Origin of the sequence: Micromonospora sp. WMMA1949 (assembly GCF_027460145.1) — a bacterium.
Taxonomy (GTDB): Bacteria; Actinomycetota; Actinomycetes; order Mycobacteriales; family Micromonosporaceae; genus Micromonospora.
The window spans coordinates 2499962-2522095 of the sequence record NZ_JAPZBG010000001.1 but is presented as its reverse complement, the minus strand read 5'-3'; the positions used below and the strand labels follow the sequence as shown (position 1 = coordinate 2522095).

At 72.2% G+C, this 22134-nt stretch carries 23 protein-coding genes; 16 read left to right on the top strand and 7 right to left on the bottom strand.

The genetic code is table 11. The annotated features are described in order from the left end of the window. Positions 1 to 4: 4 nt before the first annotated feature. The 3 genes from O7607_RS11890 to O7607_RS11880 form a co-directional block, all read right to left on the bottom strand. The gene (locus O7607_RS11890; protein ID WP_269703147.1) at positions 5 to 1222 is read right to left on the bottom strand and encodes a cation:proton antiporter; all 1218 of its coding nucleotides are present in this window, start codon (positions 1220 to 1222) and stop codon (positions 5 to 7) included. A 5-nt stretch (positions 1223 to 1227) separates the two neighbouring features. Further along, complete coding sequence (locus O7607_RS11885) at positions 1228 to 1728, bottom strand: cation:proton antiporter regulatory subunit (RefSeq protein ID WP_269703145.1); 501 nt, start codon at positions 1726 to 1728, stop codon at positions 1228 to 1230. Between the two features lie 81 nt (positions 1729 to 1809). After that, positions 1810 to 2028: a winged helix-turn-helix domain-containing protein gene (locus O7607_RS11880; RefSeq protein ID WP_013283372.1), complete on the bottom strand. Its 219-nt coding sequence runs from the start codon at positions 2026 to 2028 to the stop codon at positions 1810 to 1812. Between the two features lie 204 nt (positions 2029 to 2232). On the opposite strand from O7607_RS11880, the gene O7607_RS11875 reads away from it, so the two are divergent. The 16 genes from O7607_RS11875 to O7607_RS11800 all read left to right on the top strand — a co-directional run bounded on the left by O7607_RS11875 (position 2233) and on the right by O7607_RS11800 (position 15152). Then, a complete protein-coding gene (locus O7607_RS11875; RefSeq protein WP_442929477.1) occupies positions 2233 to 2550 on the top strand; it encodes a DivIVA domain-containing protein in 318 nt (105 codons plus the stop codon). Then, positions 2547 to 2801: a hypothetical protein gene (locus O7607_RS11870; protein WP_120572377.1), complete on the top strand. Its 255-nt coding sequence runs from the start codon at positions 2547 to 2549 to the stop codon at positions 2799 to 2801. Before O7607_RS11875 ends, O7607_RS11870 begins: the two co-directional genes overlap by 4 nt. A gap of 158 nt (positions 2802 to 2959) precedes the next feature. Next, entirely contained in the window at positions 2960 to 5551 is a 2592-nt protein-coding gene (clpB, locus tag O7607_RS11865; RefSeq protein ID WP_269703143.1) for an ATP-dependent chaperone ClpB, read from the top strand. A gap of 161 nt (positions 5552 to 5712) precedes the next feature. After that, positions 5713 to 6087, top strand: a complete 375-nt coding sequence (locus O7607_RS11860; RefSeq protein WP_269703142.1) for a hypothetical protein — start codon at positions 5713 to 5715, stop codon at positions 6085 to 6087. A gap of 85 nt (positions 6088 to 6172) precedes the next feature. Beyond that, entirely contained in the window at positions 6173 to 6811 is a 639-nt protein-coding gene (locus O7607_RS11855; RefSeq protein ID WP_269703140.1) for a DUF4178 domain-containing protein, read from the top strand. Between the two features lies 1 nt (position 6812). After that, positions 6813 to 7307 carry a DUF2617 family protein gene (locus O7607_RS11850; protein ID WP_269703138.1) on the top strand — a complete coding sequence of 165 codons (495 nt, stop codon included), beginning with the start codon at positions 6813 to 6815 and terminating at the stop codon, positions 7305 to 7307. Beyond that, the gene (locus O7607_RS11845) at positions 7304 to 7729 is read left to right on the top strand and encodes a DUF4247 domain-containing protein (RefSeq protein ID WP_269703137.1); all 426 of its coding nucleotides are present in this window, start codon (positions 7304 to 7306) and stop codon (positions 7727 to 7729) included. The genes O7607_RS11850 and O7607_RS11845 overlap by 4 nt, the downstream gene beginning before the upstream one ends. Before the next feature lie 31 nt (positions 7730 to 7760). Then, the gene (locus O7607_RS11840; protein WP_269703136.1) at positions 7761 to 8183 is read left to right on the top strand and encodes a DUF350 domain-containing protein; all 423 of its coding nucleotides are present in this window, start codon (positions 7761 to 7763) and stop codon (positions 8181 to 8183) included. Continuing rightward, positions 8183 to 8956 carry a hypothetical protein gene (locus O7607_RS11835; RefSeq protein ID WP_269703134.1) on the top strand — a complete coding sequence of 258 codons (774 nt, stop codon included), beginning with the start codon at positions 8183 to 8185 and terminating at the stop codon, positions 8954 to 8956. The genes O7607_RS11840 and O7607_RS11835 overlap by 1 nt, the downstream gene beginning before the upstream one ends. Then, positions 8953 to 10521 carry a polyamine aminopropyltransferase gene (locus tag O7607_RS11830; RefSeq protein WP_269703133.1) on the top strand — a complete coding sequence of 523 codons (1569 nt, stop codon included), beginning with the start codon at positions 8953 to 8955 and terminating at the stop codon, positions 10519 to 10521. Before O7607_RS11835 ends, O7607_RS11830 begins: the two co-directional genes overlap by 4 nt. A gap of 64 nt (positions 10522 to 10585) precedes the next feature. Next, positions 10586 to 11584, top strand: a complete 999-nt coding sequence (locus O7607_RS11825; RefSeq protein ID WP_269706949.1) for a hypothetical protein — start codon at positions 10586 to 10588, stop codon at positions 11582 to 11584. Positions 11585 to 11651: 67 nt separating this feature from the next. Further along, positions 11652 to 12422: a hypothetical protein gene (locus tag O7607_RS11820; RefSeq protein WP_269703132.1), complete on the top strand. Its 771-nt coding sequence runs from the start codon at positions 11652 to 11654 to the stop codon at positions 12420 to 12422. Between the two features lie 72 nt (positions 12423 to 12494). Next, the gene (locus O7607_RS11815; RefSeq protein WP_269703131.1) at positions 12495 to 13217 is read left to right on the top strand and encodes a hypothetical protein; all 723 of its coding nucleotides are present in this window, start codon (positions 12495 to 12497) and stop codon (positions 13215 to 13217) included. Continuing rightward, the gene (locus tag O7607_RS11810) at positions 13214 to 14014 is read left to right on the top strand and encodes an SDR family NAD(P)-dependent oxidoreductase (protein ID WP_269703130.1); all 801 of its coding nucleotides are present in this window, start codon (positions 13214 to 13216) and stop codon (positions 14012 to 14014) included. The genes O7607_RS11815 and O7607_RS11810 overlap by 4 nt, the downstream gene beginning before the upstream one ends. A gap of 163 nt (positions 14015 to 14177) precedes the next feature. After that, positions 14178 to 14717 carry an orotate phosphoribosyltransferase gene (gene pyrE / locus O7607_RS11805; RefSeq protein ID WP_091413808.1) on the top strand — a complete coding sequence of 180 codons (540 nt, stop codon included), beginning with the start codon at positions 14178 to 14180 and terminating at the stop codon, positions 14715 to 14717. A gap of 57 nt (positions 14718 to 14774) precedes the next feature. Beyond that, the gene (locus tag O7607_RS11800; protein WP_007454255.1) at positions 14775 to 15152 is read left to right on the top strand and encodes an ArsR/SmtB family transcription factor; all 378 of its coding nucleotides are present in this window, start codon (positions 14775 to 14777) and stop codon (positions 15150 to 15152) included. 176 nt (positions 15153 to 15328) lie between these two features. On the opposite strand, the gene O7607_RS11795 is transcribed toward O7607_RS11800, so the two are convergent. The 4 genes from O7607_RS11795 to O7607_RS11780 all read right to left on the bottom strand — a co-directional run bounded on the left by O7607_RS11795 (position 15329) and on the right by O7607_RS11780 (position 22011). Further along, positions 15329 to 16162, bottom strand: coding sequence for a DedA family protein (locus tag O7607_RS11795; protein ID WP_269706948.1), 834 nt, complete (start codon positions 16160 to 16162; stop codon positions 15329 to 15331). A 23-nt stretch (positions 16163 to 16185) separates the two neighbouring features. After that, entirely contained in the window at positions 16186 to 18702 is a 2517-nt protein-coding gene (locus tag O7607_RS11790; RefSeq protein ID WP_269703129.1) for a polynucleotide kinase-phosphatase, read from the bottom strand. Then, positions 18699 to 20219, bottom strand: coding sequence for a 3' terminal RNA ribose 2'-O-methyltransferase Hen1 (locus tag O7607_RS11785; protein WP_269703128.1), 1521 nt, complete (start codon positions 20217 to 20219; stop codon positions 18699 to 18701). Before O7607_RS11785 ends, O7607_RS11790 begins: the two co-directional genes overlap by 4 nt. Before the next feature lie 217 nt (positions 20220 to 20436). Beyond that, positions 20437 to 22011 carry an LPXTG cell wall anchor domain-containing protein gene (locus tag O7607_RS11780; RefSeq protein WP_269703127.1) on the bottom strand — a complete coding sequence of 525 codons (1575 nt, stop codon included), beginning with the start codon at positions 22009 to 22011 and terminating at the stop codon, positions 20437 to 20439. Positions 22012 to 22134: the final 123 nt, after the last annotated feature.

Sequence of the window (22134 nt, the reverse complement as noted above, 5' to 3'; positions counted from 1 at the left end):
CGTGTCAGTCGCCGGAGCCCAGGGGCAGCGGCGCGGGCGGCCGTGCGGCGGCGGCGCGGCTGCGCAGCCACTGCTTGAACCATCGGGTGTCGGGCAGCCGGGCGAGCAGCGGCCCGGTCACCACCGTGATCAACACGTACGCGGTGGCGAGCGCGGCGAGCTTCGGTTCCACCGGGTAGATGGCCGAGACGGCCAGCCCGGCGATGACGATGGAGAACTCGCCACGCGGGGTCAGCGCCAGACCGGCCCGCCAGCGCCCGGGCTCGGCGATCCCGACCCGGCGGGCGGCCAGGTAGCCGGTGGCCACCTTCGTCGCCATGGTGACCACTGCGAGCAGCAGCGCCGGCACCAGCACCGGCGGCATGTCCAGCGGATTGGTGACCAGCCCGAAGAACACGAAGAAGACCGCGGCAAAGAGATCACGCAGCGGGGAGAGCAGTTCGGTGGCGTGGTGCGCGACCGGCCCGGACAGCGCGATGCCCACCAGGAACGCGCCGACCGCCGCGGAGACCTGGAGCTTGGCCGCGACGCCCGCGACCAGCAGGGTCAGGCCGAGCACCCCGAGCAGGAGCGCCTCCGGATCCTTGGCGGAGAGCGCGGCGGAGATCAGGTGGCCGTACCGGATCGCCACGGCCAGCACGACGACCACGGTGAACACCGCGATGGCGAGCGCGATGCCGCCCTTCATCAGGCCGACCCCGGCGAGCAGCGCGGTGACCAGCGGCAGGTAGAGGGCCATGGCCAGGTCCTCGATCACCAGGACGGACAGGATCACCGGCGTCTCCCGGTTACCCACCCGGCCCAGGTCGCCGAGCACCTTGGCGATCACGCCGGACGACGACACCCACGTGACGCCCGCGAGCACCACCGCCGCCACCCAGCCCCAGCCGAGCAGGAGCGCGAAGGCGAACCCGGGCAGCGCGTTGAAGACCGCGTCGATCACGCCGGCCGGCGCGGCCGACCGGAGATTGCCCACCAGTTCGTTGGCGCTGTACTCCAGACCGAGCATGACCAGCAGCAGGATCACGCCGATCTCGGCGCCGACGGCGAAGAACTCCTCGCTGGCGTTGAGCGGCAGCAGCCCGCCGTGCCCGAACGCCAGGCCGGCGAGCAGGTACAGCGGGATGGGCGAGACGCCGAAGCGACGGCTCAGCCGGCCGAGCAGGCCGAGCAGGAGCAGCAGCGCACCGACTTCGATGAGCAGGATTGTGGTTTCGTGCATACGCGTCAGCCGTCCGGATCGGTCTCGGCGAGAATCGCGGTCACGCCGTCGAGCCCCTGACGGGTGCCGACCACGACGACCACATCGCCGGCCTCGAACCGGAAGGTGGGTTCGGGCGAGACGTTCACCGCGCCCTGACGCAGCACGGCCACGATGGACGCGCTGGTCCGGGTGCGCGCCTTGGTGTCACCGAGCCGCTTGCCGACGTACTTCGACCCCGCCGGGATGGCCACCTGCTCGGTCAGCAGCCCGGCGGCCTGCTCGCGCAGACCCGAGAGCTGACCCAGCATCAGCGACGCGCCGAGGATGTCGGCGAGCGCCTCCGCCTCGTCGTCGGTCAGGGGTATGTCATGTTGGCAGGAGTCGGGATCGTCCGGGTCGTAGAGGACCAGGTCGCGACGGCCATTGCGGTGGGAGACCACACCGAGCCGGCGGCCGGACTCCGTCATCAGATCATGACGTACGCCGATCCCGGGCAGGGAGGTCTGCTCGACACGTACTCGCACGCGGGTGAGGCTACTCCGGGCGCGCACCTGCCGCGTCCGGGGCCGAACTGCAGACCGGTCGATGTGGCTCGGACGGCTCGTCTATGTCCGTTCGGCCACGAACACGCCGACACCTTCGAGCGTCTCGGTGAGGCCGGTCGCGCGCAGAATCATCATCGCCTTGCCGACGACGGTGTCGGAGACGCCGTACTCCTTGCACAGTTGGGCGCGGCTCGGCAGCTTGGTGCCGGGCGGCCACTCTCCCGAATCGATCTTGCTCTTCAGTTCGTCTGCGAGCACTTGGTACTGCTGCTTGGGCATACACACTCCCCGGATGGCACGCCCATTCGACCATGCACCCACCTCCAACCTCAAGCAATTGTGGGTCGATCGTTGACCTACAACTGGTACCGATTGTAGGTTGCTGACGAACGCTCCCGGATGGCACCTGGAGCTTTCCCGGGTCGGGGCGGGCATCCCCCGTGGCTCGTCCCGACCCCGTCCTCCGCGAGAAGGGACAGCGTCGTGCGCAATCTCCTGCGAATACGTCCGAAGCGGCGGAGCCTCACCCCGCCCAACTCCGCGCCGGTCGGTGCCTACCGCTCCGCGTCGTACCTTCCGCTCCGGCCCTGGCAGGTGCGGGGCCGCTGCTTCGCGACGCGCCGCCGAGGGCTGGACCCCGCCGAGGTCGCCGCGTTCCTCGATCGCGTCGCCGGGGACCTCGCCGCCGCGTACGCCGAAGTCGCCCGGAGTCGTGAGGAGACGGCCCTGATCAAGAGCGCCCTGCGTGAGTGGCAGTCCCGGCAGGCCCCGTCGATGCGCGACCTGGCCGGGCGGCCGTGACCGGGCGTTACGTGATCCATCTGCCGGTGCGTGCGGCCGATCTGGCTCGGGCGAAGATGCTCGGTCGCACGGCCGGACGGTCGTTGGCGTTCCTCGCGGTGGTGGAGCTGGGTGGCATCACCGTCTCGGCCGAGGACGACCAGGCCGTACGCCATTGGGTGTTCTGCGACCGCAAGCTGGACGGCGGCCGGCGTTGCGTGCTGCGCGCCGACCACGAGACCCCTTGCCTCGCGCGCCTGCCACGTCGCTGAGATCTTGGTACGAAAGGGCCCCTTCGAGGGCCGTTTCGTACCAAGATCTCTCCGGCCGGCCCGGAGGGCGGTGACTCAGGTCACAGGGTGGAGTTGAGCGGAATAGACTCAACTCTGGTTGTGTCATGTCCAGTGGACACGCCGATCCGGGGGAGCCCATGAACACGGAACGTCTCACCACCAAGAGCCGCGAGGCCATCACCGGTGCCGTCGCGCTGGCGAACCAGCGCGGTCACGCCACCGTGGAGCCCTGGCACCTGCTGCTGTCACTGCTGGACACCGAGGGCTCGACCGCCGCGGGCCTGCTGCGCGCCGTCGGGGCCGACCCCGCCGAGCTGCGCCGCGTCGCCCAGCGCTCGGTCGACGCGCTGCCCGCCGCGCGCGGGTCGAGCATCGCCGAGCCGACGCTGGCCCGCGAGTTCGTCAACGCCATCGGCGCCGCCGAGCAGATCGCGCGGCCGCTGGGCGACGAGTACACCTCCACCGAGCACCTGCTGGCCGGGCTCGCCCGGGTCGGCGGCGCCGTCTCGGTCGCGCTGAAGAACTCCGGCGCCACCGAGGAGAACCTGGTCGCCGCGTTCCCGACCGTCCGGGGCGGGGACCGCCGGGTCACCACCGCCGACCCGGAGCAGACCTACCAGGCCCTGGCCAAGTACGGCGTGGACCTCACCGCCAGCGCCCGCGACGGCAAGATCGACCCGGTGATCGGCCGGGACTCGGAGATCCGCCGGGTGATCCAGGTGCTGTCCCGGCGTACCAAGAACAACCCGGTGCTGATCGGCGAGCCGGGCGTCGGCAAAACCGCGATCGTGGAGGGCCTGGCCCAGCGGATCGTGGCCGGCGACGTGCCGGAGTCGCTGCGGGACAAGAAGCTGGTCTCGCTCGACCTCGGCGCGATGGTCGCCGGCGCGTCGTACCGCGGTCAGTTCGAGGAGCGGCTGAAGTCCGTGCTGGAGGAGATCAAGAACTCCGACGGCCAGGTCATCACGTTCCTCGACGAGCTGCACACGGTGGTCGGCGCCGGCAAGGGCGAGGGCTCGATGGACGCCGGCAACATGCTCAAGCCGATGCTGGCGCGCGGTGAGCTGCGGATGGTCGGCGCGACGACGCTCGACGAGTACCGCGAGCACATCGAGAAGGACCCCGCGCTGGAGCGCCGCTTCCAGCCGGTGCTGGTCGGCGAGCCGACCATCGAGGACACCATCGGCATCCTGCGCGGGCTCAAGGAGCGCTACGAGGTGCACCACGGCGTACGCATCACCGACGCCGCCCTGGTCGCCGCCGCCGCGCTCTCCGACCGCTACATCACCGACCGCTTCCTGCCGGACAAGGCGATCGACCTGGTGGACGAGTCGGCGTCCCGGCTGCGCATGGAGATCGACTCGCGTCCGGTCGAGGTGGACGAGATCGAGCGGGCGGTGCGCCGCCTGGAGATCGAGGAGATGGCGCTGGCCAAGGAGCCGGACGCCGCGTCCGCCGAGCGCCTGGAGCGGCTGCGCAAGGAGCTGGCCGACAAGCGCGAGCAGCTCACCGCGCTCTCCGAACGCTGGCAGACCGAGAAGAGCCACATCACCAAGCTCTCCACGGCCAAGGAGGAGCTGGAGCGCCTCGGCGGCGAGGCCGAGCGGGCCGAGCGCGACGGCGAGCTGGAACGCGCCGCCGAGCTGCGGTACGGCCGGATCCCCGCGCTGCGGACCGAGCTGAAGCAGGCCGAGGAGGAGCTGGCCCGGCTCCAGGCCGACGGCGCGATGCTCAAGGAGGAGGTCGGCGCGGACGACATCGCCGCCGTGGTCGCCTCCTGGACCGGCATCCCCGCCGGGCGGCTGCTCGAAGGCGAGACCGCCAAACTGCTCCGGATGGAGGAGTCGCTGCGGGCCCGCGTGGTCGGCCAGGCCGAGGCGGTGGGCGCGGTCTCCGACGCGGTACGCCGCGCCCGGGCCGGCGTCGCCGACCCGGACCGCCCGACCGGCAGCTTCCTGTTCCTCGGCCCGACCGGCGTCGGCAAGACCGAGCTCGCCAAGGCGCTCGCCGAGTTCCTCTTCGACGACGAGCGGGCCATGGTCCGCATCGACATGAGCGAGTACGGCGAGAAGCACTCGGTGGCCCGCCTGGTCGGTGCCCCGCCCGGATACGTCGGCTACGAGGAGGGCGGCCAGCTCACCGAGGCGGTACGCCGCCGTCCGTACTCGGTGATCCTGCTGGACGAGGTGGAGAAGGCCCACCCGGACGTCTTCGACGTGCTGCTCCAGGTGCTCGACGACGGCCGGCTCACCGACGGTCAGGGCCGTACCGTGGACTTCCGCAACGCGATCCTGATCCTCACCTCGAACCTGGGTTCGTCGGTGATCAGCGACCTGACGCTCAGCGAGAACGAGCGCCGGGAGGGCGTGCTCGCGGTGGTCCGGTCGCACTTCAAGCCGGAGTTCCTCAACCGGCTCGACGACATCGTGGTGTTCGCCGCGCTCCAGGGCGAGGACCTGCGCTCGATCGTGGACATCCAGCTCGACCGGATGCGTACCCGTCTCGCGGACCGCCGGCTGGGCCTGGAGATCACCGACGCGGCCCGGACGTGGCTGGCCGAGCACGGGTACGACCCGATCTACGGCGCCCGCCCGCTGCGCCGGCTGGTGCAGTCGGCGATCGGCGACCAGCTCGCCAAGGCGCTGCTGGCCGGTGAGATCCGCGACGGCGACACGGTCCGCGTCGACCTGTCCGACACCAAGGAGTCCCTCGCGGTCACCGCCGCCTGACCCGCCCCACCCGCGAAGGCCCGGCCGCCCAGGCCGGGCCTTCGCCGTCCCACCGTGCCGCCGGGCGGGTGTTAACAAGGGGCCCTTCCTCTACCGGAGGCGTTAACAGGGGGCCCTTCCTTGTGGTTGGAGGGGGTGGTGGGGTGGGCACATAGTGGGGCATGAGTGCGTGGGAGCGGGAACTGGACGAGGCGGCGCGCGAACTCGACGGCGCGGACACCCTCGCCTTCGGCGGGGTGGGGCTGGCGGGTCAGGTGCTGCCCGCGACCGAGGCGTACCGGCGGCTGGAGCAGGGGCTGCGGGAGCACCCGGAGGCGGCCCGCAAGCGGGTCGACAAGCTGCTCCGCAAGGGTTCACCGGCCGGGCGGGCGTACGCGGCGACGCTGCTGGAGGCGGTCGACCCGGCCGCCGGGCGGGCGGCGTGGACCCGGCTGCGCGGCGACGACGGCGAGTTCACCACGTTCTCCGGCTGCCTCATGGGCCGCGCCACGCTGGGCGAGTACGCCGCCGACCGGCTCGCCGGCGGCGAGCGGTAGCTGACCGCACACTCAGCGAACAGGACTTCAGAAGGCGTGCGTGCGGTTGTTACCGTTCCCGCCGAGCGGGTTGGGGGAGGCGGTAGTGAACGGTTCGTTGGCGTACGTGGTGACCACGCTGGGGTGCCTCGTCGGGGTGGCCGGTGTGGTGATCGCCGTGATCGCGCTGCGGAGGTCCCGGTCGGCGTCCGGCCCGAAGGCGAAGGCGGCACCGGGTGACCCGTTCCGGGACCGGGACGCGGACGCGCTGCGTGGCGACCCGCGCGCCCTCAAGCCCGGTGACATCGTCGAGATCCGCTCGGTGCCGTACACCGTGCGCGGCTCGGTGCACCTGGTCGAGGGCGGGTGGAGCTGGGCGGAGCACCTGCTCGACGACGCGGGTGGGGTGAAGCGCTGGCTCTCCGTCGAGTCCGACCCGGACCTGGAACTGGTGCTCTGGACCAGCGAGCCGGGGGCCACCGTGACGCCTGGTGCCCCGACGCTGGAGATGGCCGGCCGCCGCTACAACTGGGACGAGTCGGGCCAGGCCCGGTACACCGCGACCGAGGGCACCGGCCTCGACCCGCACGGCACCATGCGCTACTACGACTACCAGGCGCCGGGTGGGGCGCGGCTGTCGTTCGAGGCGTACGGCGAGGCCGGCTGGGAGGTCAACCTCGGCGAGGAGCTGCGCCGCGCCGAGGTGATGATCTACCCGCAGGGCGGCTCGGAGACGGTGCGCTGACGTGCTCGTCTCCCTGCACACGCCCTACGTCGACACCAGCGCCGCCGATCTGAGCCTGGCCCTCGGTGGCCCGGAGCTGCCGGCGCTCGCCGTACGCGACATCGACCTGCCCGGCCTGCCCCGGCTGCGGCTGCGCCTGCTCGGCGCCTCGCACCAGGTGGTGCTCGGTGGGCTCACCGAGACGGTCGCCTGCCTGCCCGGCCGCCCGCCGCACCTGCCGGACGCGCTGCACGACGCGACGACCGGTTACCGGTTCATGGCGACCGTGCTCCGGCCGGAGGGCGACGGCCTGCGTACCCGGGTCGCGGCGCTGCGCGCCGAGCTGGCCGAGGATCCGTACGCGCTGATCGGGGTCTTCCCCGGCGACGAGGACGCGGTCACCGCGCTCTCCGTCCGGCCCCGGCCGCCGGACGGCGCGCTCGCCTGGCGTACCTGGCACGTCTACCCGCAGACGAACGAGCTGGTTCTGACCGAGACCGTGGTGGAGGAGCTGTGACGTACCGACGGTGGTTCGTGGTGGGCGTGGCGGTCGCCGTCATCGGCGCGCTCATCGCCGCCTTCACGATCTTCTACGGCAACTTCTCGCCCCGCGGGTACGTGGAGGACAACTTCCCCCGCGCCTCCGGGCGGGACATCGGGTCGAACGCGATCGCGTACACCTCGAACAAGGCGCCGAGCGAGGTGTCCAAGCAGATCACCGACGCCTGGCGGCCGGCCGACCAGTACGTCGACGGCAGCGGGGTCTACCTGCGCTACGACGACGACTCGGTGGTGATCCTCCCGCTCGCCGTCGGCTCGGTGATCCTGCTGGAGAGGATGACCACCGCCTACCCGCGGTACCACAGCGTCGTCGGCAACAGCTGGGGCTGGGGCCGAGGCAGCACGGTCCGGGGCGGCGGCCCCGGCTCCGGCAAGTAGCCCTGTCGATCCCCTCATCCTGGAGTCCTCTGTGCAGCATCTCGTCACCGACCTGCTGGTCACCCTCGCGTACGGCGCGGTCGGCGTCGTCCTGATGGCGATCGGCTACGTGCTGGTCGATCTGGCCACCCCCGGCAAGCTCCACGAGCTGATCTGGGCCGAGCGCAACCGCAACGCGGCGCTGCTGCTCTCGTCGAACCTGCTCGGGGTGGGCACGATCGTGGTCGCCGCGATCGTCGCCAGCGACGACGACTTCACGCTGGGGCTGATCGGCGCCGCCGCGTACGGCATCCTCGGCCTGGTGATCATGGCGGCGGCGTTCGTGCTGCTCGACGTGGCCACCCCGGGCAAGCTCGGTGAGCTGCTCGTCGACCCGCAGCCGCACCCGGCGGTGTGGGTCTCCGCCACCGTGCACCTCGCCACCGGTGCGATCATCGCGGCCGCGATCATCTGATGAGCGGCAGGCCCGCCAAGCACTCGGTGGGGAAGGACAAGCGCACGCAGACGGTGATCTGGTCCGTGGTCGTGGGGATCGTGGTCGTCGTCTGCGCCATCGGCGCGTTCAGCGGCGACTCGGACACCTCCGTCCCCGCACCGATCGCCGACGAGCGGTCCGGCACCGTGCCGATCCTCCGCGCCGCCGCCGACAGCCAGGGCATCTGCTACGGCTGGGAACTGCTCGACGTGTACGACGACGTGAGCGTCGGCTCCAACCTCGGCGACGGCACCACAGTCATCGACGCGCCCGGCTGCGCGCGCTGGCTCGCGGTCTCCGCGAACGTCAGGTACACCTCGTCCAGCAGCGAGTCGGAGGACTCCGCCACGATCCGGATCAAGGGCTCGGACGACATCGAGTTCGCCGACCTCGCCGCGATCGAGACCCGGCTGGGCCGGTTCGGGCTGGACGAGGAGGCGTTCGTCGACGACCCGGGCTGGGCCGTCACCCGGGCCGCCACGATCCTGCCGCTGCTCGCCGCCGAGCGCGGGCTCGCCGAGCCGGCCGCGACGCCCACCGCCGCGCCGTCGACAGCCGCCGCTCCGCTGCCGGACGCCGGCAACGACTTCTGGCGGGACCGCTGGATCTACGTGCTCAGCTCGGTCGGCCTGTTCCTGCTCGCCGCGCTGTTCCTCGCCGTGGGCGTGCGACAGCGCCGCAACCACCGGGCACGGGTGCCCGCGCAGCGCGCCGGGGCGGGAGCCGCCGGACGTACCCGGAGCAGACAGTGACCGTCGACGTGGCCGCACGGCCGCGGTGGCGCCTGGCCCGCGCGGCGGTCCTGCTCGCGGTCTTCGTCTGCGCGGCCTGCGGCCTGGTGTACGAGCTGGCGCTTGTGGCGCTCGGCAGCTACCTGATCGGCGACACGGTCGGCCAGGCGTCGATCGTGCTCGGCGTGATGGTCTTCGCGATGGGCGTCGGCGCGCTGGTGGCGAAGCCGTTGCAGTCCCGGGCGGTGGTCTCGTTCGCGGTGATCGAGCTGACGCTGGCGTTGCTCGGCGGCCTGTCCGTGCTCGGCCTCTACGCCGCGTTCGCCTGGCTCGACCTGTACGGACCGGCGCTCGTCGGCACCGCGTTCGTGCTCGGCCTGCTGATCGGCGCGGAGATCCCGCTGCTCATGGTGATGCTGCAACGCATCCGGGAGCAGTCCGCGGGCAGCGCGGTGGCCGACCTGTTCGCCGCCGACTACGTGGGCGCGCTGCTCGGCGGGCTGGCCTTCCCGTTCCTGCTGATCCCGGTCTTCGGCCAGCTCAAGGGCGCGCTCGTGGTGGGCGCGGTGAACGCGGTCGCCGGGGTGGTGCTCGTCTTCACCGTGTTCCGGGCCGACCTCAGCCGTCGGGCGCGGGCCGCGCTGGGCGCCGCCACCGTCGTGGTCGGTCTGCTCCTCGGGTACGCGTGGGTGACCGCCCACGACTTCGAGGTGACCACCCGCCAGCAGCTCTACCGCGACCCGGTGGTGCACGCCGAGCGCAGCCGCTACCAGGAGATCGTGCTGACCCGCTCGGTGCGCGAGCCCGGCCACTCCGCCACCGACCTGCGGCTGTTCCTCAACGGCGACCTCCAGTTCAGCTCGATCGACGAGTACCGCTACCACGAGGCGCTCGTGCACCCGGCGATGCGCGGGGCACACGGCGACGTGCTGGTGCTCGGGGCCGGGGACGGGCTGGCCGCGCGGGAGATCCTCAAGTACCCGGACGTGCGGTCGGTGACGCTCGTCGACCTCGACCCGGCCGTGGTGGAGCTGGCCCGCCGCGAGCCGCAGCTGCGCGAGCTGAACCGGGAGTCGCTCACCGACCCCCGGGTACGGGTGCTCAACCTGGACGCGTTCGCCTGGCTGCGTACCGCCACGGACCGCTTCGACGTGGTGATCGCCGACCTGCCCGACCCGGACGAGACGGCCACCGCGAAGCTCTACACGATCGAGTTCTACACGCTGATCCGGCCGGTGCTGGCTCCCGGCGGGCGGCTCGTCGTGCAGTCCGGGTCGCCCTACTTCGCGCCCCGGTCGTACTGGTCGATCGAGCGGTCGATCCGCGAGGCGGGCTTCGCCACCGTGCCGTACCACGTCGACGTGCCGAGCTTCGGCGACTGGGGGTTCGTGCTCGCCGCGCCGGGCGACGTCGCGCCGGAGCTGGCGCTGCCGGCCGATCCGCCGCCGCTGCGTTTCCTCACGCCCGACGTGCTCGCCGCCGCCGCCACGTTCCCCGCCGACCGGGCTCGGCTGGACGTGCCGGCCTCCACGCTGTTGCGGCCCAGGGTGCTCGACTACGCCCGCGAGGAGTGGCGCGGCTACTAGGTTTCGGGACATGCCACCCGAATCGCCGCGCCACCGACCGGGGATCGGCTGGCTGGTCCGCCGGCTGCCGACCCGGGCGGTCGAGGCGGCGTCCTACCTCCAGGCGTTCGTGCTCTCCGGCGTGGTGACCGTGCTCGCCGTCCGCGCGTACCTGAAGGCCACCGACTATCCGCAGCTCGGCGGCGGCGGGCTGCACATCGCGCACGTGCTCTGGGGCGGCCTGCTGCTCGCCGTCGGCCTGGGCATCCCGCTCGTCTTCCTCGGCGGCGGCGCCCGCACCGGCGGGGCGATCGTCGGCGGCATCGGGTTCGGGCTGTTCATCGACGAGGTGGGCAAGTTCGTCACCACCGGCACCGACTACTTCTACGCCCCCGCCGCCGCCATCATCTACGTCGCGTTCGCGCTGCTGGTCCTGCTCACCCAGGCCGTACGCGGACGCACCGGCCGGTCCCGCCTGACCCCCGCCGAGCGCACCGCGAACGCGCTGGACATGGTGCTCAGCGGCCTGCCGGGCGGGCTGACCGACAGGCGCCGGATCGCCGTACTGCGGCTCGTGCAGGGCACCGGACCGGACACCGAGGCGGCGGTGGCGCACCTGCTGGACGCTGTCCCACACCGGGAACCGCCGCCGGTGCCGCTCTGGCAGCGGGCGGCGGACCGGGCCCGGCGCCTCGCCGTCTGGGCGGCCGGACGCCGCTGGCTGGTCTGGCCGGTGGTGGTCTACCTGGTCGTCGAGCCGGTGCTGACGGTGGTGGCGGTGTTCCTCGACGGCGTGACCGGGCACCTGGACCAGGAGCGGGAGTGGGGCGCGGTGCTCGGCGTCAGCGCCACCGCGCTCGTCACCGCCGTGCTCGGTCTCTGGGCCGCCTGGCTGCTGCGGCGCAACCGGGCCGAGGCGTTCCGCCTGTTCAAGCTGGCGCTGCTCGTCGACCTGCTGTTCGGGCAGGTATTCAACTTCACCGTCAACCAGTTCGGGGCGGTCTCCGCCGTCGCGCTCGACCTCGCGCTGCTCGGCGTGGTCACCGCCGAGCACCGCCGGTTGCGGCGCGCCGCCGAGAGGTGAGCCATTCCGGCGTGCTGAGCTGGTGGAAGATCGCTACGGTGGGCATCTGATCCAGGAAGGGAGAATCATGGTCGATGCTCCGGGCACCCCGCCCCGCACGCGTCCCGGCGTGGTGACGCTCTCCAGTTGGCTGCTCATCCTCGTCGCCGCGATCCAGGTGGTGAACCTGATCGTGGCACTGGCCGTCGTCGGCAAGATCCGAGACGTTCTCACCGACGCGTACGCCGGCACCTCGGCCGAGGGGGCCGCCGACATCGCGTACGCGTTCAGCCTCATCACGGCGGTCGTGTCGCTGCTGATCGCGGCCGGGCTCGTCGTCCTCGCGCTGCTGAACAACCGGGGCAAGAACGGCTCCCGGATCACCACCTGGGTGCTGGGCGGCATCCTGTTCTGCTGCACCGGCGGCGGGCTGCTGACCGGTCTCACCGGCGGCATGACGGGCAGCGGCACCACCAGCGGTGACATGCCCAGCGCCGAGGAGATCCAGCGCCGGCTGGACGACGCGCTGCCGTCCTGGTACACCCCGGTCAACCTGCTGCTGGGTCTGATCGCGCTGCTCGCCCTGCTGGCCGCGCTGATCCTGCTGGCGCTGCCGAAGGCGAACGAGTTCTTCCGCAAGCCCAAGGCCGGCTGGGAGCCGCCGGTGCCGGGTGGCGCCTACCCGGCGTACCCGGGCCAGTCCGGCGACCCGGCGTACCCGTCGTACCCGCCGGCTCCCGGCACCCCGCCGTCGACGCCCGGCGGTCAGCCGCCGTCCGCGCCGGGTGGTCAGCCGCCGCACGCGCCGGGCGGTCAGCCGGGCGAGCGCCGTGACCCGGAGCCGCCATCCGGAAGTTGACGTCCGGATTGACGCGACGCCGACGATCCCTCCGAGTAGGTTGCAAGCCGACGCCTACCGGAGGGATCAGTCGTGTCGTACCCCGATCGGGCCGCACCCCGCCGGCCCGGCACGGTCCTCGCCGCGGCGGCGCTGCTGCTGGCGATGGCGGTGGGCGCCGTGGCGTACGCGGTGGCCAACCTGGCCGTCGGCGGCGGCACGGTGGACCGGTTCCGGAACGCGGCGGCGCAACGGACCGGCGCGAGCGGCGGCGACATCGACCAGGTGGCCGGCCTGCTGCGCGGTTCCACGGTGCTGGCCGCCGTCCTCGGTGTGCTCGCCGCCCTCCTGCTGGCCGGGCTCGCGTTCGGCCTGCTCGCCGGCCGTCCCGCCGCCCGCACGGCGACCTGGGTGGTCGCCGGTACGGGCCTGCTCTGCGGATGCTGCGGGCTGGCGGTGCTGGTCGGCCAGAGGGCCGCCCCGCTGCGGCTCGGCGCGGACGACCGGATCACCGCCGAGCTGCTGGGACTGGTCGGTGACGCCTACCCCTCGTGGTGGATCCCGGTGAACGCGACGGTGTCGGTGGCGCAGATCCTCGGCTACCTGGTGGTCGCCGCGCTGCTCACGTTGCCGTCGTCCGGCGCGTTCCTGCGCCGCCGCACCGCACCGCTGCGGCTGTCCGGCTACGGCGCGACGGTGTCCGGCGCGCCGGCTTCCGGGCCGACGCCCTGGGGACCGCCGCCCGGCCTGCACCAGCCGTCCGCTCCGCCCGCCCCGTCGGGCGGGTTCCCGCCACCCCCCGAGGACCGCCGATGACCGGTGACACCCATCCCTCCCGGCGCCGCGCCCTGGTCACCGGCGCCAGCCTCGGCATCGGCGAGGCGTTCGCCCGGCGGCTCGCCGCCGACGGCTGGGACCTCGTCCTGGTGGCCCGGGACGCGGCTCGGCTCGACGCGCTGGCGGCCGAGCTGACCGGCCGGCACGGCGGCGACGCCGAGACGATCGCCGCCGATCTGTCCACCGAGGACGGTTGCGCGGCTGTCGAACACCGGCTGGCCGCCGGTACGCCGATCGAGATGCTCGTCAACAACGCCGGCATCAGTCTGAACACCTCGTTCGTCCGTTCGTCGGTGCCGGACGAGGCGCGACTCGTCCGGCTCAACGTGCTCGCGGTGCTGCGTCTGACCCATGCCGCCCTCGGTCCGATGATCGAACGAGGCCACGGGGCAGTGATAAATGTCTCTTCCGTCGCGGGCTTCGGTGTCCCCATGCCGGGATCCACGTACTCGGCCAGCAAGGCGTGGGTGACGAATTTCAGTGAATCGATCGGCCAGTCCGTCGCGCCGCTCGGCGTACGCGTGATGGCGCTCTGCCCCGGCTACACACGAACCGGAAATCACGAACGCGCGGGCATCGACATGTCCCGCCTGCCCGCCTGGGCCTGGCTGCGAGCCGACGATGTGGTCGCCGAAGGGCTTCGTGACCTGCATAAAGGTAAGTCCGTGAGTGTCCCGGACTGGAAGTACAAGGTGGCGGCGGCCGGACTGCGGCACGCGCCGAAACGCCTGCTGCGTGGCTTCCGGCGGGACACCCGGGGGACTGTCGGCCGGTAGCGCGGCTGACCGGTGGCCGGCCGGCGGCGAGCCGGTGCGACGGCCGGCCGGGATGGACGGTCGCACAGCGTAGCCGCTCATCGCCACCCGCCGGTCGCCCGCAGGGTTGACCAGGGCAGACCCGAAGCACGGCGCTCAGACTTGCGAAGTACGCTCTTGGGCCATGGGCGACCACGACGACCTGCGCAAATTCATCACTGACCTCGCTGTGGTGCATGGCCGGGTGGTGCTCTCGTCGGGCCGCGAGGCGGACTGGTACGTGGATCTGCGTCGCGTCACGCTCCATCACGAGGCGGCTCCGTTGATCGGTCGGGTCATGCGTGACCTCACCGCCGACTGGGCGTACGACGCGGTTGGTGGGCTGACCCTGGGCGCCGATCCGGTGGCCGCCGCCATGCTGCACGCCTCGGCGGGCACCGGCCGCGCTGTCGACGCCTTCGTGGTCCGCAAGGAGGGCAAGGCTCACGGTCTTCAGCGCCGGATCGAGGGGCCGGACGTCTCCGGGCGGCGGGTGCTGGCGGTCGAGGACACCTCCACGACCGGTGGAAGTGTGTTGACGGCTGTCGAGGCATTGCGTGAGGCAGGGGCCGAGGTGGTGGGTGTGGCGGTTATTGTTGATCGAGGTGCCGGCGACACGGTGCGAGCCGCCGGATTGCCCTATCGGGCGGCCTATACGTTGGCTGACCTCGGCCTTGTGGCGTAAAAGTTTGCCGATTCGGATCTGCTGATATGCAGGCGGATCGATGCTGCTGGTGGAAGGATGGAATACGTGGGAACTGCGTTGGCTGAAATGACCATGCCTCAGATCTCGCCGCTTGCCGGCGAGCCGATCGAACGCGCCGACGCCGAGCGGCTTGCGGGGGTCCTCAAGGCCCTCGCTGACCCCGCACGGCTGCGGCTGCTCAGCCTGATCCAGTCGGCTCCCGAGGGGGAGGCGTGCGTGTGTGACCTCACCGCGCCGCTCGGCCTCTCGCAGCCGACGGTCAGCCACCACCTGCGAATCCTCACCGAGGCCGGCTTGCTGGAGCGGGAGAAGCGCGGGGTCTGGGCGTACTACCGGCTGGTGCCGTCCGCGATCGCCACGATCGCGGATCTGCTCACCCCGCCGCGGAAGCGGGCCACCAAGAAGGCTCGCTGAAACCTTCGGGCCGACCCGAACGAGGGTCGTCCCGACCGGGTGACCGGTGGCGTGCGAGGGGTGGCGCCATCAGCGCACGGTGACGGCTGTCGTCGTCCGTGTGACCCGGCTGGAGCAGTGACGTCGAAGGCCGGTCCTCGCCCGAGGGCCGGCCTTCGCTGTCTTTACGCGGCCGCTCAGCGGCGGTGCGAACCGTCGTGCCCGTCACCGTGCTCGTGGATGCCCTCACGGGCCGCCTCCACAGTGCCCGCCACGGTCGCCGCGGTGATCACCGCGACCGCCTCGCCGCGCTTGCGTGCCCGCCGGTCCCGCAGGAACTCGAAGAAGATCGGCAGCACCGAGATCACGATGATCAGCGCGACCACCGGCAGGATGTACCTGTCGATCTTGTCGCCGATGGCGTCGTAGATCTGGCGGGCCAGCAGGTAGCCGATCAGCAGGATGCCGTCCACCCAGAGGATCGCGCCCACCACGTTCCACACGAAGAACTGGCGGGACGACATGCCCAGCACCCCGGCCACCGGGTTGAGGAACGTCCGCACGATCGGGATGAACCGGGCCAGCACCACGGCCTTCGCCGGGCCGAACTTCTGGAAGTAGTACTCCGCCTTCTCCACGTACTCCCGCTTGAACAGCCGGGAGTTGGGCTTGTCGAACATGCGGCGGCCGAACCGGGCGCCGAGCCAGTGCCCGAGCTGGGCGCCGACGATGGCGCAGAGCGGACCGCCGATCAGCAGCCCGGCCAGGGACACGCGGGTGCCGTCGCCGAAGATGGCGTCGGCCACCGGGGAGGCGGCCACCCCGGCCAGGAACAGCAGCGAGTCACCCGGGAAGAAGAAGCCGACCAGCAGCCCGGTCTCGGCGAAGAGGATCACCCAGACGCCGATCATGCCGAAGGTGTGGATGAGGTCCTTCGGGTCGAGCGGGTTCAACGCCACGCTCTCGGAGAACATCCGGGTCTTCTCTGCTGTGTCCACGGCCACACAGGGTACCCCGGCCCGGTCCGGCATTTCGGCCGGACCGGGCATGGTCGTCAGAGGCGGGGATCGACCGGCTCGGACTCGCAGGCGAGGATCGCGAACACCAGCTCGTGGCGGCGCCAGAGCGGGGCGTCCTCGGCCAGTGCGTCCAGGGCGGCCAGGCCCAGACCGTGCTCGCGCAGGGCGAGCCCGCGCTTGCGGCCCAGCGACCGGCGGCGCAACGCGGCGAGCTGCGCCGCCTCGGTGTACCCGGGACCGTAGATGATCCGCAGGTACTCCCGGCCCCGGCACTTGATTCCCGGCTGGAGCAGCGAGCCCTTCGGCGTCCGGGCGGCCAGGCCCGCGTACGGCTTGACCACCATGCCCTCGCCGCCGGCCGCGGTGAGCGTCAGCCACCACTGCGTCGCGTCCGCCACCGCCGCCTCGTCGGCCAGGTCCACCTCCCGCCGCCGGGTCGGGGTGAAGAACTCCGGGTCGGCGGCGCAGAGCCGGTCGGCCAGCGCCAGGTGCCAGCCGTGGTCCCGGTCGGCGTAGCTCGCCCCGGCCCCCGCCAGCACCGCGAACGGCGCCAGCGTCACCCCGCGCAGCCCGTCGGTCGGCCGGACGTACGCCCGGTAGGCCGCCGAGTAGGCGGTGACCTCGGCGGCCCGCCCGGCCATCCGGTCGCGCAGCCCGGCCACCGGCAGCCCGCGCCCGGCGGCCGTGTCCAGCGCCCCGAGCACCGCCGGCAACGCGGCCCGCCCGGCCGCGCCGACCCCGGCGTACTGCTCGCGGATCAGCCCGCCCGCCTTCGCCGACCAGGGCAGCAGCTCGGTGTCGAGCAGCAGCCAGTCGGTGCCCAGCTCGGCCCAGAGACCGGCGGCGGTGACCGCCGCGCGCACCCGGGCCAGCAGCTCGCCGTCGAGCGGGGGGCCGAAGAACGGCCTACCGGTACGGGTGTGCACCACCCCGCCGTCGAACCGGCCCGGCTCCCGTTCGACGAGCACCACCGCCCGCGAGCCCATGTGCTTCTCCTCGCACACCACCCGGTCGACACCGGCGGCCCGGTAGTCGGCGAACGCCTGGGCCGGGTGCTCCAGGAACCCCTCGACCGTCGACGTGGAGCAGGGCGCCATGGTCGGCGGCAGCCACACCAGCCGCCCCGGGTCGACCGCGAACCGGCTCATCACCTCCAGCGCGGCGGCGGCGTTCTCGGCGGGCACCGTGAGCGAACCGTACGCGTGGGTGACGTGCCGTCGCCCGGTCACGTCGGCCAGGTCCAGCACGGTGTCCGGACGCGCGGGCGCGACCGGGACCAGCGGACGCGCCGGGGCGTACCACTCCTTCACCGCCGGGACCGCGACCAGCTCCTTCTCCGGGTAGCGCAGCGCGGTGAGCTTCCCGCCGAACACGCAACCGGTGTCCAGGCAGATGGTGTTGTTCACCCACTCCGGCTCGGGCGTCGGCGTGTGCCCGTACACGACCATCGCCGAGCCCCGGTAGTCCCGCGCCCACGGGTAGCGCACCGGCAGGCCGTACTCGTCGGTCTCGCCGGTGGTCTCGCCGTAGAGCGCGAACGACCGCACCCGGCCGGACGCCCGCCCGTGGTACGCCTCCTTCAGCCCGGCGTGCGCCACCACCAGCCGGCCGCCGTCGAGCACGAAGTGGCTGACCAGGCCGTCGATGAACGTCTCCACCCCGGCGACGAACTCCGGCGACTCGGCGGCGAGCTGCTCCATCGTCTCGGCCAGGCCGTGGGTCAGCCGGACGTCCCGGCCGCGCAGCTTGCGCAGCAGCTTCTGCTCGTGGTTACCAGGCACGCAGATCGCGTGGCCGGCCGCCACCATGCCCATCACCAGGCGGAGCACGCCGGGCGAGTCCGGGCCGCGGTCCACCAGGTCACCGACGAACACCGCGGTACGCCCCGACGGGTGCGCCGCGTCCACCGGGCGGCCCGCGTCGTCGTGCCGCAGCACGTAGCCGAGCCGGGACAGCAGCGCCTCCAGTTCGGCACGGCAGCCGTGCACGTCCCCGATCACGTCGAACGGGCCGGTCAGGTCGCGCCGGTCGTTGAACAGCTTCTCGTAGCGGATCTCCGCGGCGTCGATCTCCTCCACGCCGCGCAGCACGTGCACCTTGCGGAAGCCCTCCCGGGCCAGTCGCCCGTACGACTGCCGCAGGTCGCGGCGCATCCGGTTGAGCACCTGGCGACCGTGCGTGCGGTCGGCGCGCGCCTCCGTACGCTCCCAGGCCACCGCCTCCGGCACGTCCAGCACGATCGCCACCGGCAGCACGTCGTGCTCCCGGGCCACCCGGATCAGCCCGGCGCGGGCGTGCGGCTGGAGGTTCGTCGCGTCGACCACGGTGAGCAGTCCCCGGCGCAGCCGGATGGCGGCGACGTGGTGCAGCGCGTCGAACGCGTCGGCCGACGCGGACTGGTCGTTCTCGTCGTCGGCCACCAGGCCGCGGAACGTGTCCGAGGAGAGCACCTGGCTGGGCGCGAAGTGCCGCCGGGCGAACGTGGACTTGCCGGAGCCGGAGACGCCGACGAGCGCCACCAGTGCCAGCTCGGGGATGTCCAGGACGGTCATCGGTTCGTCGCCTCCTTCCGGTCGGTGCTGTCGTTGCTGTCGTTGTTGTCGGCCCGGCCGCGCTGGCCGGCGCGCTCGTCGCGGGTGAGCACCGCGATCTGGGTCGGCGTGCCCACCTCCGGGTCGTCGTCGCCGACGCCGCCGAGCACCGCCGTGTAGCCGTGGGCCGCCGCCACCCGGTCCACCCAGGCGGCGAACTCGGCCCGGGTCCACTCGAACCGGTGGTCCGCGTGCCGGAACCGGCCCGGCTCGAGCCCCTCGTAGCGCACGTTGTACTCGACGTTCGGGGTGGTCACCACCACCGTGCCCGGCCGCGCGTGACCGAACACCGCGTCCTCCAGCGCCGGCAGGCGCGGCGGGTCGAGGTGCTCGACGACCTCCATCAGCACCGCCGCGTCGTACCCCCGGAGCCGGTCGTCCCGGTAGGTCAGCGCGGACTGCCACAGCCGGATCCGGTCCCGCTGCCGCTCCGGCAGCCGGTCCAGCCGCAGCCGCCGGGCCGCCACGGCCAGCGACCGGTCGGACACGTCGACGCCCACCACCTCGGTGAACCGCCGGTCGGCGACGAGCGCGGTGAGCAGCGCGCCGCCACCGCAACCCAGGTCCAGCACCCGGCTCGCGCCGCTGTCCCGCAGCGCGGCGAGCACCGCCTCCCGACGCCGTACCGCGAGGGAGGCGCGGCGGACGTCCTCCGCCGTCCCGGCCCCGCCGCCCGGCGACTCGGCCGGCTCTCCGGTCGACGGCTCGATGCTGTCGTCGGCGGAGGGCTCGTCGGCAAGTCGCAGCTCGGTCAGGCGCGCCATCGCCTCGCCCGCGAGCGCGCGGCGGTGCGCCAGGTAGCGGCGCGTGATCAGGCCCCGCTCCGGGTGCCCGGCCAGCCAGCCGGCACCGGCGCGCAGCAGCTTGTCCACCTCGTCCGGCGCCACCCAGTAGTGCTTGGCGTCGTCGAGCACCGGCAGCAGCACGTACAGGTGGTTGAGCGCGTCCGCGAGCCGCAGCGTGCCGGTCAGCGTCAGGTCGACGTACCGGCTGTCGCCCCATTCCGGGTACGTCTCGTCGAGCGGGATCGGGGTCGCAGTCACGGTCCAGCCCAGCGGGGTGAAGATCCGTACCGCCAGCTCGGCGCCGCCCCGGCAGCGCAGCACCGGCACCCGTACGGCCAGCGGGATCGCGCTCGCCGCCAGCTCGGGACGGTCGCGCGACTCGCCGCGCAGGGCGGAGCGGAACACCTTCGACAGCGCTGACGAGAGCAGGCTCGACGCGGCGTACGGGCGGTCGTTCACGTACTGCCCGAGCGCGAATCCCTCCGGCGCCCGATTCTTCCGGCCGCCGCCCAGCTTGAGCGGATCGATCTCGACCAGCAGCGCCGCCGTGCAGCGCGCCTCGTCCGCCTCCGGGTAGAACACATGCGCGGCACCGGCGGGCAGATCGAAGGTCTGTACGCGGTCCGGGTGCTTCACCAGGAGGTGGCCGAGGTCGGTCGCGGGGCGGTGGGTCGTGGTGAGGGTCAGCAGCACTTGTCGATGATCTCTTGGTTTGTTGGTCCGTGTCGTGGGGGTTTCCGGGGAGCCCGACCCGCTCCGGGCGGTCAGGCTTGATCCCTGCGCGGGCCGGGCTCCCCGGAAACCTGACGTGGTCCGGCTTCGTCGACGGGCGTGCTGCTGGGTGTCTTTGCTTTCTATGTGGCGGTGCCCCGCCGACCTTGGGTCGGCGGGGCACCTGGGGTGCTTCGGGTCAGGCTACGAAGCGGGTCCGGCGGCGGCGGGTCAGCACGTAGCCGACCGCGCCGGCACCGAGCAGCAGCGCGCCGATGCCGGCGATCAGGCCGGTGGAGGAACCGGTGATCGGCAGCGTGCCGCCGTCACCGCCGCCCTGTCCACCGTCGCCGCCACCCGCCGCCGCGTTGACGACTACCTTGGCGGTGTCGTTGGCCGGCTTCACGTCGCGGTAGAAGCCACCGTCGCACTCGCACGGCACGTTGATCTTCACGAGGCCGGTGTCGTTGGCGATCACCTTGTCGATCTTCAGGCCGAAGTCGAGCGTGACGGTCTCGCCGACCTTCAGCTGCGAGCCGAAGTAGCAGCGGTAGTGACGCCCACCCGGCTGGCCGGGCTCACCCCACTCGTCACCCTTGACCGGCGCGCAGTTCTCCGGAACCGCCGTCGTGGTGGTGCCCTTCGGCACGTCGAAGGTCAGGTACGTGACCGAGCTGCCGGAGCGGCTGTAGTCCAGGGTGGCCGGGCCGTTGTTGCGCAGACCGATGGCCGCCTTGACCGTCGCGCCGGCCTTGCCGGTCACGGCGGCGCCGAGCGCCTCCAGGTCGGTGCTGTTGTTGCCGGTGACCTTCACCTCGAGGTACGTGCCGTTGTTCTCCGGCCGGGGGTCGGCCTGGAAGCCCCGCGCCGCGGCCTTGCCGGCGGCCTCGGCCAGCGTCAGCTTGCCGTCGGTGCCCGGCTCGCCGATGGTCACGTCGTAGTTGCCGAGGTAGCCCTCGAAGTCCTCGAACTCGTTCGGCGTCATCCAGATGATCTCGCCGTACCGGGAGCCCGGCGCCATGGTGTCCGCGCCGAGCGCGTACGGCAGCGTCGCGCCGAACGTGCCGCCGGCGGGAAGCTCCTCGTCGAACCGGCAGGTGCGCAGCTCGTCGCCGACGTACGTGCAGTTGCTGTAGTGCTTGGTGGAGTTCAGGCCGTAGTCGTTGTAGAAGATGACGGCGGCGCCCTTGGCGGTGGTCTCGCCGACGTTCGTCACCTTCAGCGGCGCGGTGAAGCTCTTGCCGGGGGCGGCAGACACCGTGGTTTCCGGGCCGGCCGCCAGGTCGACGCCCTCACCGACGCGCACCTTGGCCTCGTGCGAGACGCCGTCGAAGCCGTTCGCCGACAGCGTCACCTTGATCGTGCCGGCGTCGCCGTCCGCGGCCTTGTCGGTGGCCTTGATCTGCACCGGGAAGAGCCCGCCGTGGCCCCACTCGTCGACCTCCACCTCCCAGGGCAACGTGCACACGAGCACGTTCGCCGACGGCGAGGTGCAGTCGGCGGAGGTGTCCTCATCCTTGCCGACAGTCACCTTGCCGGCGAGGCCGGTGAGCTCGTAGCGGACGGTGACGTCGTGCAGCACGACCGGGGCCGAGCTGTGGACGGTGCTGGACTCGATCTTGCCGTCCGAATCGGTGGCGATCGTGGTGTCGCCGAAGAAGACACCGAGCTTGACCTCGGAGTCCGCGGCGTAGCCGGGGGTGGCGGAGGCGGCGACGAACGCGCCTGCGACGCCCAACCCGGCGAGCCAACGCCGGCTGGAGTTGCTGAGCATGTGGGGGTCCTCCCGTGGGGGTGTTCAGGTGGAGCCCACGGAGCTTAAAGATTCCTTAAAGGATCGCGTTGTCCCACATCATGAATATTGACCGAACGGATGATCGGCGTCACCGCAATGTTC

Bases quoted from the DNA above. Each gene is read 5' to 3' on its own strand.
- O7607_RS11810 (WP_269703130.1), top strand. From the start codon at position 13,214: ATGACCGGTGACACCCATCCCTCCCGGCGCCGCGCCCTGGTCACCGGC.
- O7607_RS11860 (WP_269703142.1), top strand. From the start codon at position 5,713: ATGAGTGCGTGGGAGCGGGAACTGGACGAGGCGGCGCGCGAACTCGAC.
- O7607_RS11890 (WP_269703147.1), bottom strand. From the start codon at position 1,222: ATGCACGAAACCACAATCCTGCTCATCGAAGTCGGTGCGCTGCTGCTC.
- O7607_RS11790 (WP_269703129.1), bottom strand. From the start codon at position 18,702: ATGACCGTCCTGGACATCCCCGAGCTGGCACTGGTGGCGCTCGTCGGC.
- O7607_RS11800 (WP_007454255.1), top strand. From the start codon at position 14,775: ATGGAATACGTGGGAACTGCGTTGGCTGAAATGACCATGCCTCAGATC.
- clpB (WP_269703143.1), top strand. From the start codon at position 2,960: ATGAACACGGAACGTCTCACCACCAAGAGCCGCGAGGCCATCACCGGT.
- O7607_RS11835 (WP_269703134.1), top strand. From the start codon at position 8,183: ATGAGCGGCAGGCCCGCCAAGCACTCGGTGGGGAAGGACAAGCGCACG.
- O7607_RS11780 (WP_269703127.1), bottom strand. From the start codon at position 22,011: ATGCTCAGCAACTCCAGCCGGCGTTGGCTCGCCGGGTTGGGCGTCGCA.
- pyrE (WP_091413808.1), top strand. From the start codon at position 14,178: ATGGGCGACCACGACGACCTGCGCAAATTCATCACTGACCTCGCTGTG.
- O7607_RS11795 (WP_269706948.1), bottom strand. From the start codon at position 16,162: ATGCCGGACCGGGCCGGGGTACCCTGTGTGGCCGTGGACACAGCAGAG.
- O7607_RS11820 (WP_269703132.1), top strand. From the start codon at position 11,652: ATGGTCGATGCTCCGGGCACCCCGCCCCGCACGCGTCCCGGCGTGGTG.
- O7607_RS11880 (WP_013283372.1), bottom strand. From the start codon at position 2,028: ATGCCCAAGCAGCAGTACCAAGTGCTCGCAGACGAACTGAAGAGCAAG.